The organism is Conexibacter sp. CPCC 206217, assembly GCF_030646165.1.
Lineage (GTDB): Bacteria > Actinomycetota > Thermoleophilia > Solirubrobacterales > Solirubrobacteraceae > Conexibacter.
The window spans coordinates 468,799-481,713 of sequence record NZ_JAUTDO010000003.1 but is presented as its reverse complement, the minus strand read 5'-3'; the positions used below and the strand labels follow the sequence as shown (position 1 = coordinate 481,713).

Sequence of the window (12,915 nt, the reverse complement as noted above, 5' to 3'; positions counted from 1 at the left end):
AGCCGTTGCAGCGGCGCCCTGGCTCGCGCTGCGCCGTTCGCTATCCTTCGCCGCCCGCGCCTGGGTAGCTCAGCTGGTTAGAGCGCAGCACTCATAATGCTGAGGTCGGGAGTTCGAGTCTCCCCCCAGGTATCTAGCGCCAGCTCCGAACGGGCTGGCGCTTTTTCGTCCAGCACGCGGCGCAGCACCTCGCGCGGCGGAACCTGCACGAAAATGGAGGTTTGGTGCCGACTCCGGCCCGCGAGCATCCAACCTTTGCCGACTTCCGTTTGACGGATCAATGGAAGCGGGAGACAACGTGCACTTGCCCGTGCGGGCGGGCGAGAACGCCGCGACGACCACGTCGGGAGGCAGGGTGACGTCAGAGGTGCCGGACGACAATGTCGCGCGCAGGGCGCCTCGCGGTCGATTCCGCTTCGGCTTCGACCCGACGGTTGCCGGAATCCTGCTGCTCGGCGCCGTCACGCTCGCGATCGTCCTGTTCGTGTTCGGCTCGACGCTCGCCGCCGAGCGCGACCACACCCGTTCCGTGCTCGTCGCCCAGCACGTCGGGCGCGAGCTGTCGGGCGCCTCGATGGCGCTGCACGCCGCGGCCGACGGTTCGCCGGCGGCCCTCGACGCGAACGCGACCGCCGAGCGCATCGCGAGCGCGCAGGCGCAACTGCGCGGCGCGCTCGGCCGGCGCGGCGGCGACAACACCTTCGGCCAGATCGAGGACGCGTCGGTGCGGCGGGAGATGGCGCAGGTCGCCGACGAGGTCGCCGCCTTCCGCGATCGGCTCGGCCCGGCGCTCTCGTCCGCGACGACCACCGCGCAGCTCGCGGCCGTCGCCGCCTCCGCCGACAGACTGCGCACGCGCAACGCCGAGGTCGTCGACCTCGTCAGCCGACGCGCCGCCGACGACAGGCAGCGCGCGGACCTGCTGAAGCTCGGGATCGCCGCGATATTCCTGCTGCTGTTCGGCGGCCTCGCATGGTCGGTCGCGCACAACCGCCGCTCGCTGCGGCGCTCCAACGAGCTGCTGCGCGAGCGCGTCGAGGAGCGCACCGCGCAGCTCGCCGCCAGCGAGGCGCGCATCCGCGTCGTGATCGAGTCGTCGCTGGACGCGCTCGTCGTGATGGACGGCGACGGGATCGTGCGCGAGTGGAACCCACGCGCGGAGCAGCTGCTGGGAATCTCCAGCGCCGCGACGGTCGGCGCCGTCTCGCCGCAGGATCGCGTGCCGCCGAAGGTGTGGGAGGCGCAGGAGGCGGCGTTCGCGCGCTACCGCGAGAGCGGCGATCCGTCCGTCTTCCACGCGCGGATCGAGGACGTCGCGACCCATCCCGACGGGCGGCGGATACCGGTCGAGGTGACCGTCTCGGCGGCGCTGATCGGCGACGAGCTGATGATCAGCCGCGTGATCCGCGACATCACCGAGCATCAGCGCGCGCAGGCGGAGATCGAGCACGCGCGCGACGAGGCGCAGCGCGCGGCGCACGCCAAGTCGGCGTTCCTGGCGACGATGAGCCACGAGATCCGCACCCCGATGAACGCGATCGTCGGCATGACGAGCCTGCTGCGCGACAGTCCGCTCGACGCCGAGCAGCGCCGCTTCGTCGAGACGGTGCGGATGAGCGGCGACCAGCTGCTGGCGATCATCAACGACATCCTCGACTTCTCCAAGATCGAAGCAGGCATGCTGGAGCTGGAATCGCATCCGTTCGCGCTGCGCGAGGTGATCGAGTCGTCGCTGGACCTGCTCGCGCCGCAGGCCGCGGCGAAGGAACTGGACCTCGGCTACCTGCTCGAGACCGACGGCTCCACGCGCCTGGTCGGCGACTCCACGCGCCTGCGCCAGATCCTCATCAACTTCCTCTCCAACGCGGTCAAATTCACCAGCCGCGGGTCGGTCACCATCCACGGCCGCCTGAACTTCGCCGGGATCGACGGCGAGGAGCGGGCGCGACTGCGGCTGGAGGTGCGCGACACCGGCATCGGGATCCCGCCCGACAGGCTCGGCTCGCTGTTCCAGTCGTTCACCCAGGTCGACGCGTCGATCACGCGCAAGTACGGCGGGACCGGCCTCGGACTCGCGATCACGAAGCGGCTGACCGAGGCGATGGGCGGTGAGATCACCGTCCACAGCACGCCCGGCAAGGGGTCGACGTTCGCGATCGAGCTGATGTTGCCGCGCCTGCCCGGCCCCGATCCGGTCGACGCCGACGTGCCCGAGCTGCTGCACGGCTGCCGCGCGCTGGTGGTCGACGACAACGCCGTCAACCGCGAGCTGCTGCAGGCGCAACTGGCCGGCTGGGGCATCGAGGTGACGAGCTTCGAGCGGCCGACCGACGCGCTCTCGCTCGTGCGCGCGGGCGACTGGTTCGACATCGCGGTCCTCGACATGGCGATGCCGGAGATGGACGGCCTGCGCCTCGCCGACGCGCTCGCCGAGGCGACCGGCTACACGCTCCCGATCGTCCTCCTCAGCTCGATCGGAGGCGTCGACCCCGCGCTCGCGCGCGGCCGGCTCGCCGCGACGCTGTCCAAGCCCGTCAAGCCGGCGATCCTGCGCCACGCGCTCGCGACCGCGATCGCCGGCGACGCCGTCTCGCCCGCCGCGGTCGACGCCACGACGCATCCGCCTGCGCTCAGCGCTCCGCTGCACATCCTCGTCGCGGAGGACAACCTCGTGAACCAGCAGGTCGCGGTCGCGACGCTGGAGCGGCTGGGCCACCGCGTCGACGTCGCGGGGGACGGGGTGGAGGCGGTGGACGCGGTCCATCGCCAGGACTACGACCTCGTGCTGATGGACGTGCAGATGCCGAACCTCGACGGGCTGGAGGCGACGCGGCAGATCCGGCGCGAACTGGACGCCGAGCACCAGCCGCGGATCGTCGCGATGACGGCGAACGCGGCGACCGACGACCGCGACGCCTGCCTCGCCGCGGGGATGGACGACTTCCTCACCAAGCCGGTCGCGCGCGAGGACATGGTGCGCGTGCTCGACAGCACCCCGGGGGGTGCCGGGCGGCGCGTCGTCGGGCAGCACGGCGGGCCCGACGGCAGCGGCGGCGGCCACGAGCCCGACGCGCCGATCGTGGACGCTCAGCGGCTCGTCGAGGCGACCCATGGCGACGACCAGCTCGCGGAGCTGCTGATCGACCTGCACGAGGAGGAGGGGACGACGCTGCTCGCGAGGCTGCGACTGGCCGTCGAGACCGCGGACCTGGAGCTACTGCGCGGCACCGCGCACACGCTCAAGAGCGCCAGCGCGAGCATCGGCGCGATGCGGCTGGCGCAGGCGAGCGCGGACCTGGAGCAGGAGGCGCGCGACGGCGGCGTCGAGGATCCGGGTGGGCGCGTCGACGAGATCGTCGACCTGTTCGGCCACACGCAGGTCGTGCTGGACCGGTTCCGTTCGCAGCACTGAGGACGGCTCGCTCACCCGATCGCGCCCCGTCCGCGACGCGGCGTCGGTCATGCCGAGCTGCCACGATCTTCGCCATGCGCTGCTTCGGTGACGGGAACGAGCTGTACGAGCACTACCACGACGAGGAGTGGGGCTTCCCCGTCGTGCAGGAGCGCGCCGTCTACGAGCGGATCTGCCTGGAGGCGTTCCAGTCCGGCCTTGCCTGGATCACGATCCTGCGCAAGCGCGACAACTTCCGCGCGGCGTTCGCCGGCTTCGATCCCGAGCAGGTCGCGCAGTTCGGCGACGACGACGTCGCGCGCCTGATGCAGGACGCCGGGATCGTCCGCAACCGCGCGAAGATCGAGGCGACGATCGCGAACGCCCGTGCGGTATTGGAACTGCGAGACGCCGGCACCGACGTCGCCAGACTGCTGTGGTCCTTCGCACCGGCCGCTCCAGCGCCCGCCGCTGAGTCGCTGAGCGGCCTCCCCGCGACGACGCCGGAGTCCAGAGCGCTCGCGAAGGCCCTGAAGAGACGCGGCTTCCGCTTCGTCGGCCCGACGACCGCCTACGCCGCGATGCAGGCCTGCGGCATCGTCAACGACCACGTCGATGGCTGCGACACCCGCCCGCTGGTGGCAAGAGCGCGCGCTGGCGCGCTCGCGTCGATGAGCGCAACCAGCTGAGTCAGCGCTTCAACGACGGGGCATGCGTGATCGGGCAGCGCGGCAGGACGCCAAGCGCTAGCCGACGACGCTGAACGTGATCCCGGCGCGCTGCAGCCGTTGCCGCAGCGCGCCGCCCATCGCGACCGCGGTCGTCAACTGCCCGCTCAGCTGCGGGAGGTCGTCATGGGCGAGGCAGAGGGCCGACTCGCCGAGCATCTTGGCCGTCTCGGTGTAGCCGGGATCGCCGCCGGCGACCTCGGTCACGACGCGGACCGGGCCGCCGCCGTCGCCAGCGCCGGGCGCGCCCGCGCCGTCGCCGCCCGCGACGCCCTCGAAGCGCACCTTGAACCAGCTCTTCTGGCGCCGCTGCTCGTCCGGGCCGGTGCCGGGTTTGGCGACGCGGTCGACGAGCGCCTTGCGCAGCGGCGGCACCTGCGCGGCGAGCACGAGCGACGGGAGCGCGATGCCCGAGGCGACCGCGACCGGCAGCTTCTTGATCGCCGCCCAGTGGCCGTAGGTGAAGTCCGGGCCGTAGCGCTCCAGCGCGCGGGCGGAGCGCAGCACGATCTGCGGGTCGATCGTCGGCAGCGGCAGCGCCCAGCCGACCGCGCCGCCGACGCGCCTGGGGACGCCGCGGGCGCCGTGGACGCGGCGGCCGTCGGGGCGGCCCTCCAGCTTGCGCCGCTGCGAGGCGACCTGGGCCGAGCCGCGCATCCGCGAGAACGCCGTCAGCGCGGAGTCGAGCGTGCCGCCGGAGAACTGCGCGCCGGCGCGCACGTAGCCGTCGATCGTCAGCGGCACGCCCTCGGGCAGCTGCTCGACGGTGAACTGCGCGCCGAGGTCGTGCGGGATCGAGTCGAAGCCGCAGCAGTGCACCAGCCGCGCGCCGTGCTCGACCGCGGTCGCGTGGTGGCGGACGTACATCTCGTCGACGAACTCGGGCTCGCCGGTGATGTCGGCGTAGTCGGTCCCGGCCGCCGCGCACGCGGCGACGAGCGGCTCACCGTGGCGGATGAACGGGCCGACGGTCGAGGCGACGACGCGCGTCGACTCGGCCAGCGCGCGCAGCGACGACGGATCGTCCAGGTCGGCGTGCAGCAGCGGCACCTCCGCCCCGATCCGCTCGGTGACCGCCGCGAGCTTGTCGCGATTGCGACCGGCGAGCGCGATCCGGGCCGCGCCGCCGTTGTCGACCAGATACTGGGCCGTCAGCGCGCCCGTGAACCCCGTCGCACCGATCAGGACGACGTCGTATGGGCGCTCCGATGTGGTGTTGGCCATGCAGCCAACCCTACGCCGCGGACATCCCCGCGCGCGCCGGCTCGGCGGGCGCGCGAAGCCGCAAGGCCGCGCGCCGTGCCGCGCCGTCGCTCCCTATGCAGCCGCCTGCAGCCGCGCCACCTCGTCCTCGCTCAGTCTCAGCTCGGCCGCGGCGACGTTCTCGTCCAGGTGCTGCACCGTGCTGGTGCCCGGGATCGGCAGCATCACGGGGCTGCGCGCGAGCAGCCACGCGAGCGCGACCTGGCCGGTCGTGGCGCCGTGCGCGGCGGCGATCTCAGCGGCGGCGCCACCCGGCTTCGCGAGGTCGCCGGCGGCGAGCGGGAACCACGGGATGAAGCCGATCCCCTCGCGCGTGCAGTAGTCGAGCACGTCCTCGGAGGTGCGATCGGCGAGGTTGAATCTGTTCTGCACGGTCGTGACCGCGAACACGCTGCGCGCCGCCTCGATCTCCTCGACGGTGACCTCGGAGAGGCCGAGGTGGCGGACGAGCCCCTCGTCCTGGAACGTCTTCAGCTCGGCGAACTGCGCCTCGCGGTCCTCGTTGGGATCGATGCGGTGCAGCTGGTAGAGGTCGATCGTCTCGACGCCGAGCCGCCGCCGGCTCATCTCGACGCTCTGGCGCAGGTACGCCGGCCGCCCGACCGGCGACCACTGGTTCGGTCCCTGGCGCGTGAAGCCGCCCTTGGTCGCGACGACGGTCTTGCCGTACGGATGCAGCGCCTCGCGGATCAGGTCCTCGGAGATGAACGGGCCGTAGGCGTCCGCGGTGTCGATCAGGTCGACGCCCAGCTCGGGCAGGCGGCGCAGCACGCGCAGCACCTCGTCGCGGTCCTTCGGCTCGCCCCAGACGCCGGCGCCGAGGATCCGCATCGCGCCGTAGCCGAGGCGTGTGACCTCGAGGTCTCCGCCGATCTTGAACGTTCCTGAGGCAGCCGCAGTCGTGGTCATGAGCTCGAACATACCCATCCCCGGACGAGTGCTAGTTTGCGGCCATGTCCGACGACCTTGAACGCGCGCTGATCACCGTCATGGAGCGCTGCCTCGACATCAGACACGGTGAGAACGTGCTCGTGATCGGCGACCCCAGATCGCGTGAGCTGGCCGAGGCGATGCGCGACATGGCGGCGCGCCACGGCGCGGACGCGGTACTGGCGCTGATGGACGAGCGCGAGAACGACGGCACCGAGCCGCCGCCGCCGATCGCCGCGGCGCTGCTGGCGTGCGACGTCTACCTCGCGCCGACCTCGCGCTCGCTGTCGCACACGAGAGCGCGCAAGGCCTCCAACGACAACGGCTCGCGCGGCGCGACGCTGCCGGGCGCGACGCTCGACATGATCGCCCGCGTGATGTCGGTCGACTTCGCGAAGATGAAGGAGCGCACGCTCGCGGTCACCGAGCTGCTGAGCGCCGCCGACGAGGCGCACGTCACCTGCCCGCGCGGGTCGGACCTGCGGGTCGACCTCAGAGGCCGCCGCGGCATGGCCGACATCGGCGAGATGACGAAGCCCGGCACGTTCGGCAACCTGCCGGCCGGCGAGGGCTTCATCGCGCCGCTGAGCGGCGGCGGCGAGCTGGTCGCCTCCTCGCTGGCGCCGATGGGGATCTCGCCCGAGCCGGTCATCCTGACCGTCGAGAACGGTCACCTGACGGCCGCCAACGGTCCGTTCGGCCCAGAGTTCTTCGAGCGCCTGGCAAAGCACGGCCCCAACGGCACGAACGTCGCGGAGCTGGGGATCGGCACCAACGACGCGGCGACGCTGACCGGCAACATCCTCGAGGACGAGAAGATCCTCGGCACGATCCACGTCGCGTTCGGCGCGAGCATGGGCATCGGCGGAACCGTCTCCGTCCCGATCCACCTCGACGTGGTCGTGCTGGAGCCGACGCTGGAGATCGGCGGCACGCGCGTGCTCGACGCCGGCCGATGGGTGCTCTGAGCGAGGAGGGGCCAACCCTCCTCGCGGTCCCCAACGTCTCCGAGGGCCGCGACGACGCGGCGATCGACGCGATCGCGGCGGCGTTCGCGGGCGGCGGCGGGAGCGGCGTGCGGCTGCTCGACGTCCACCGCGACCCCGACCACAACCGCACCGTCGTCACGCTCGCCGGCACGCCCGGGACGCTCGCGCCCGCGCTGGCGGCCGGCGCGCGCGAGGCGCTGGAGCGGATCGACCTGCGCGCCAACGACGGCGTCCACCCGCACGTCGGCGCGCTCGACGTCGCGCCGGTCGTCTTCCTGCGCGACGAGGATCGCGGCGCCGCCTGCGCGGAGGCGCTCGTCGCAGCGGACCTGATCGGCCGCCTCGGCGTGCCGGTGCTGATGTACGGCGCGCTCGCCGACCACCGCACGCGCGCGCAGATCCGCCGCGGCGGGCCGGTGAAGCTGGCGCGGCGGTTGCGCGAGGGCGACCTGAGAACTGACTTCGGCCCGACGGCCCCGCACCCGACCGCCGGCACGACGCTCGTCGCCGCGCGCCCGCCGCTGGTCGCCTTCAACGTCACGCTGCGCCCGCCCGCGACGGTCGCGCGGGCACGCGAGATCGCCGCCGCGATCCGCGAGGGCGGCACGCACGGCCTGCCGGGCCTGCGCGCGATCGGCCTCCCGCTGGAGCGCGCCGACGAGGTCCAGATCTCGATGAACGTCGAGCGCCCCGACCTGACCCCGCTGCGCGTCGTGATCGCCGCAATCGCCGCCCACGCCCCGCTGCAAGCCGCCGAACTGGTCGCGCTCGCGCCGGAGGCCGCCTTCGAGGGCTTCCCGCCAGACCTCCCGATCCCCGGCTTCGACCCCGAACGGCACCTGATCGAGCGGGCGCTGGGCTGAGCACCGATCGGGCGGATCGGAACCCGCGTTCTGATCCAGCGCCTTGCCCACGGGCGTAGCGTCTCGTGAGATGACGAAGCGGATCGTTCACATCGCCGGGCTGGTGGTCGCGACGTTCGTGGCCGTCCTGGCGGTGACCGGGTGCGGGTCCTCCGGCACCAGCAAACCGCCGCCGAGACGGATGGCGACGCAGGAGGCGTACGACGCGATCAAGGCGGACATGGGGGAGCAGCGGATCGACATCCAGTTTCTGCTGCTGCACGCGCGGCTCAACACGCCCGCCGAGTTGTCGCAGCAGCTCGGCAGGCTGGCGGACGCGAGTCGGGAGCAGGAGGCGGTGCTGGCCGCGATCGATCCGCCCACGTCGATCGCCTTGCTGGTCGGCACGCTGCACAGCGCCGTCGCCGCGCAGACCGCCACGCTGCGCCAGGTCGCGCGCGCCTCGCGCAGCGAGGGACCGCCGGCCGCGAGAGCTGCCGCAGCGCGACTGCTGCGGCAGTCCGCGCGGATCGTCGCGGCGCGCCAGCGGCTGGAGAACTCGTTCCTGATCGGCTTCTGAACGCCGCCCGCGAACCCCGGCGCGCGTGAGCGGGCGCAAACGTGCCTGCAGGCACTAATCTCCTTGAGACCGATGGCACAGACCAAGAAGAAGCGGCAGACCAAGCACCGCGGCAACGCCGCCGGCCAAGTCGAGGCGCGCGGCCGCACGGGTCGCAGACTGAGCGAGGACGAGCGCGGCGCCAAGGGCGGCGGCAGACTCGACGCGCGCGCCAGACGCCTGCAGCGGCTCGACACGCCGCCGACGTGGAGAGGTGCACTGCAGCGCGCGGGCATCGCGACGGTCTTCTTCCTGCTGCTGCTGATCGTCTTCTTCAGAGACCAGCCGATCGCCGGCAAACTGTTCATCGCCGTCTTCATGCTGGTCGTGTACGTGCCGATGGGCTACTACACCGACCTCTTCATCTACAGACGGCGTCAGGCGAAGAAGCTGCAGGCGCGCGCCGACGCCGCGAAGCCGGCGAAGAGAGAAGCGGCGGAGTGATCGAAGTCGCCGCCTTCACGGTCGGTCCGGTCCAGGAGAACAGCTACCTGGTGCGGGCGCAGGGTGCCGACAGCGCGGTGATCTTCGATCCGGGCGACGAGCCGGAGCGGCTGCTGGCGGGGATCGAGCAGCTCGGCGTCAGACTCGACGCGATCCTGCTGACGCACACGCACTTCGACCACATCGGCGCGGTCGCCCCGCTTGCACGCGCGACCGGCGCACCGGTCTGGTGCCCGGCGATCGAGCGCGACGTGCTGCTCGACGTCAACAGATACGTGCCGTGGCCCGGCTTCGGACCGTTCGAGAACCACACGCCCGAGCACCTCGTCGAGGGCGGTGAGCAGATCAGCGTCGCCGGCCTCGACTTCGACGTGATCTTCACGCCCGGCCACAGCCCCGGCCACATGACGTGGTCGCTGCCTGCCGAGCAGGCGCTGTTCTCCGGCGACGTGCTGTTCCAGGGCTCGATCGGCCGCACCGACCTGCCGTTCGGCGATCACCAGACGCTGCTGCGCTCGATCGCTGGCCTGCTCGACGCGTTCCCCGACGAGACGGTCGTCCATCCCGGGCACATGGGGATCACGACGCTCGGCGCCGAGCGGGCCACGAACCCGTTCCTCCAAGACCTCGTCGCGTAGTCTCCGCGCCGATGGCCCAGAAGCTCCAAGCCCCCCGCGGCACGTACGACGTGCTGCCCGACGACGCCGCCCGCCGCGACGAGGTCGAGCGCACCGCTCGCCGCGTCCTCGGCGCCGCCGGCTACCGTCGCATCGAGACCCCGACGTTCGAGGCGACCGAGCTGTTCGCGCGCGGCGTCGGCGCCTCCACCGACATCGTCCAGAAGGAGATGTACACCTTCAAGGACGGCGGCGACCGCTCCGTCACGCTGCGCCCCGAGGGCACCGCGCCGGTCGCGCGCGCCTACCTCGAGCACGGGATGCAGAAGCTCCCGCAGCCCGTGAAGCTGTGGTACCTGTCGAGCTTCTTCCGCTACGAGCGCGCGCAGGCCGGCCGCTTCCGCCAGTTCTGGCAGGTCGGCGCCGAGGCGATCGGCTCGGCCGACCCGGCCGTCGACGCCGAGTGCATCCTGCTGCTGGCCGAACTGCTCGACGCGCTCGGCGTGCAGGGCGTGCGCCTGCGGCTCGGCTCGCTCGGCACGCCGCAGACGCGCGCGGCCTACAGAGAAGAGCTGCAGGCCTACCTGCGCGCGCACGAGGACCAGCTGTCGGACGAGGTCCGCGGCCGGATCGAGCTCAACCCGCTGCGCGCGTTCGACGCCGACCACCCCGGGACGCGCGAGGTCATGAGAGGCGCCCCGCTGCTGCTGGACCGCCTCACCGGCGAGGACGCCGAGCACTTCGCGGAGGTCCGCTCGCTGCTCGCCGCCGCCGACCTCGAGTACGAGGTCGATCCGACGCTCGTGCGCGGCCTCGACTACTACGCGCGGACGCTGTTCGAGTTCACCAGCGACGCGCTCGGCGCGCAGTCCGGCGTCGCCGGCGGCGGCCGCTACGACGGCCTGATCGAGCAGCTCGGCGGCGCGCCGACGCCCGGGATCGGCTGGGCGGCCGGGATCGAGCGGATCCTGCTGGCAGGCCACGAGCACCCGACCCCGCCGCCGCTCGTCGACCTGTTCGTCGCCTACACCGACGCCGCGGGCCGCAAGGCCGCCTTCGAGCTGGCGTTGGAGGCGCGTCGCGCCGGGCTCTCGGCCCAGCTGGAGCTGGCGGGGCGCTCGCTCAAGGGCCAGCTCAAGCAGGCGTCGCGGATCGGCGCGCGGTCGCTGGCGATCGTCGGCGAGCACGGCGTCGGCGCGACGGTGAAGGACCTCGAGACCGGTGACCAAGAAGAGATCGAACTCGGCCGGGTGATCCCGGTCGTGCTGAAGAGGGGAAAGACGCTGGCATGAAGACTCCGCGCTCCAACGGCTATCGCGATGCCTGGGCCGGTGAGCTGACGGCCGCCCGCGCGGACCAGCCAGCGCGGGTCGCCGGCTGGGTCCACCGCCGCCGCGACCACGGCGGGCTGATCTTCATCGACCTGCGCGACCGCTCCGGGATCGTGCAGCTGACGTTCCACCCGGACCGCTCGCCGGAGGCGCACAAGCTCGCGCACGGGCTGCGCTCCGAGCACGTCCTCAGCGCCGTCGGCACGCTCACGCGCCGCGACCCCGAGAACGTCAACCCGAACATCCCGACGGGCGAGGTCGAGCTGACCGTCGACGAGCTGACCGTGCTCGCATCGGCCGACACGCCTCCGTTCCCGATCGACGAGGACGGCCCCGTCGACGAGCTGCTGCGCCTGCGCCACCGCACGCTGGACCTGCGCCGCACGCCGCTGCAGGAGGCGCTGAAGCTGCGCCACCAGGTCGTGCACACGATGCGCAACGTGCTGACCGAGCGCGACTTCCTCGAGATCGAGACGCCGGTGCTGACGCGCTCCACGCCCGAGGGCGCGCGCGACTACCTCGTGCCCGCGCGGATAGAGCCCGGCGCGTTCTACGCGCTGCCGCAGTCGCCGCAGCTGTTCAAGCAGCTGCTGATGATCGGCGGCTACGAGCGCTACTACCAGATCGCGCGCTGCTTCCGCGACGAGGACACGCGCTCGGACCGCCAGCCGGAGTTCACGCAGCTCGACCTCGAGCTGTCGTTCGTCGAAGAGGACGACGTGATCGAGACGATGGAGGCCGTGATGGGCGCGATCTTCGCGTCGACCGACTTCCAGGTCGCGCCGCCCGCCTGGCCGCGGATGACCTACGCCGAGGCGATGCTGCGGTTCGGCTCCGACCGTCCGGACACGCGCTTCGGCCTTGAGATCAGCGAGCTGGGCGCGCTCTTCGAGGGGACCGAGTTCAAGGTCTTCGCGGGCGCGCTGGCCGGCGGCGGCGTGATCCGCGGACTGAACGCGGGCGCGCGCGAACTGCCGCGCAGAGAGCTGGACATCCTCACCGAGCTGGCGAGACAGAACGGCGCCAAGGGCCTCGTGTGGGCGTTCGTGCAGGAGGACGGCACGTGGCGCTCGCCGGTCGCGAAGGCGTTGAGCGCGGACGAGATCGCCGCCGTCACGGGCGCGCTCGACGGCAAGCCCGGCGACCTGCTGCTGATCGTCGCCGACAGAGCGTCGGTCGCCGCGCAGTCGCTCGGCGCGCTGCGGCTCGACCTGGCCGCGCGCTTCTCGCTCGTCCCCGAGGGCCGCCACGACATCCTCTGGATCGTCGACTTCCCGATGTTCGAGGAGGTCGAGCCCGGCGTCTGGACCGCGCTGCACCATCCCTTCACGGCGCCGACCGGCGACCTCGACGGCGACCCCGGCGCGCTGAAGTCGCGCGCGTACGACCTCGTGCTCGACGGCTCCGAGATCGGCGGCGGCTCGATCCGCATCAACACGCCCGAGGTCCAGCAGAAGGTGCTCGACCTGCTCGGGATCGACGCCGAGCAGGCGCAGGTGCGCTTCGGCTTCCTGCTCGACGCGCTCAGATTCGGCGCCCCGCCGCACGGCGGCATCGCGATGGGCGTCGACCGGATCGTCACCCTGCTCGCCGGCCGCGACTCGATCCGCGACGTGATCGCCTTCCCGAAGGCCGCCAGCGGCAGCGACCCGCTGACCGGCGCGCCGGCCCCGGTCGACGACGGCCAGCTGAGAGATCTCGGGCTGAGAGTGACGGCGTTCAGAGCGCCGACGGCGGCGCCGGCGAGCTAGACGGCGTGTC

Annotated in this window: 11 protein-coding genes and 1 tRNA gene; 10 read left to right on the top strand and 2 right to left on the bottom strand. The window is 72.3% G+C overall.

From position 1 onward, the window contains the following. Positions 1-58 precede the first annotated feature (58 nt). From Q7L65_RS10595 to Q7L65_RS10585, 3 genes are all read left to right on the top strand, one after another. A tRNA-Met gene (locus Q7L65_RS10595) sits at positions 59-132 on the top strand. 235 nt (positions 133-367) lie between these two features. Then, positions 368-3,412 (top strand): response regulator, encoded by a 3,045-nt coding sequence (locus Q7L65_RS10590; protein WP_304721002.1) that lies wholly within the window; start codon positions 368-370, stop codon positions 3,410-3,412. A 74-nt stretch (positions 3,413-3,486) separates the two neighbouring features. Then, positions 3,487-4,080 carry a DNA-3-methyladenine glycosylase I gene (locus Q7L65_RS10585; RefSeq protein ID WP_304721001.1) on the top strand — a complete coding sequence of 198 codons (594 nt, stop codon included), beginning with the start codon at positions 3,487-3,489 and terminating at the stop codon, positions 4,078-4,080. A gap of 57 nt (positions 4,081-4,137) precedes the next feature. Here Q7L65_RS10585 and Q7L65_RS10580 read toward each other — a convergent pair whose 3' ends face one another. Both Q7L65_RS10580 and Q7L65_RS10575 read right to left on the bottom strand, forming a co-directional pair. After that, positions 4,138-5,343 (bottom strand): trans-acting enoyl reductase family protein, encoded by a 1,206-nt coding sequence (locus tag Q7L65_RS10580; protein WP_304721000.1) that lies wholly within the window; start codon positions 5,341-5,343, stop codon positions 4,138-4,140. A gap of 93 nt (positions 5,344-5,436) precedes the next feature. Then, positions 5,437-6,291: an aldo/keto reductase gene (locus tag Q7L65_RS10575; protein ID WP_304720998.1), complete on the bottom strand. Its 855-nt coding sequence runs from the start codon at positions 6,289-6,291 to the stop codon at positions 5,437-5,439. 44 nt (positions 6,292-6,335) lie between these two features. Between Q7L65_RS10575 and Q7L65_RS10570 the strand changes: the two genes are divergently transcribed. From Q7L65_RS10570 to aspS, 7 genes are all read left to right on the top strand, one after another. Then, positions 6,336-7,280: an aminopeptidase gene (locus Q7L65_RS10570; protein WP_304720996.1), complete on the top strand. Its 945-nt coding sequence runs from the start codon at positions 6,336-6,338 to the stop codon at positions 7,278-7,280. Then, entirely contained in the window at positions 7,268-8,164 is an 897-nt protein-coding gene (locus Q7L65_RS10565) for a glutamate formiminotransferase (protein WP_304720995.1), read from the top strand. Before Q7L65_RS10570 ends, Q7L65_RS10565 begins: the two co-directional genes overlap by 13 nt. 70 nt (positions 8,165-8,234) lie before the next feature. Further along, positions 8,235-8,723, top strand: a complete 489-nt coding sequence (locus Q7L65_RS10560) for a hypothetical protein (protein WP_304720994.1) — start codon at positions 8,235-8,237, stop codon at positions 8,721-8,723. A gap of 72 nt (positions 8,724-8,795) precedes the next feature. Beyond that, positions 8,796-9,206, top strand: coding sequence for a hypothetical protein (locus Q7L65_RS10555; RefSeq protein ID WP_304720993.1), 411 nt, complete (start codon positions 8,796-8,798; stop codon positions 9,204-9,206). Continuing rightward, entirely contained in the window at positions 9,203-9,844 is a 642-nt protein-coding gene (locus Q7L65_RS10550; protein WP_304720991.1) for an MBL fold metallo-hydrolase, read from the top strand. Before Q7L65_RS10555 ends, Q7L65_RS10550 begins: the two co-directional genes overlap by 4 nt. An 11-nt stretch (positions 9,845-9,855) precedes the next feature. After that, positions 9,856-11,115, top strand: coding sequence for a histidine--tRNA ligase (gene hisS / locus Q7L65_RS10545; RefSeq protein WP_304720990.1), 1,260 nt, complete (start codon positions 9,856-9,858; stop codon positions 11,113-11,115). Beyond that, entirely contained in the window at positions 11,112-12,905 is a 1,794-nt protein-coding gene (gene aspS / locus Q7L65_RS10540; RefSeq protein ID WP_304720989.1) for an aspartate--tRNA ligase, read from the top strand. The genes hisS and aspS overlap by 4 nt, the downstream gene beginning before the upstream one ends. Positions 12,906-12,915 lie beyond the last annotated feature (10 nt).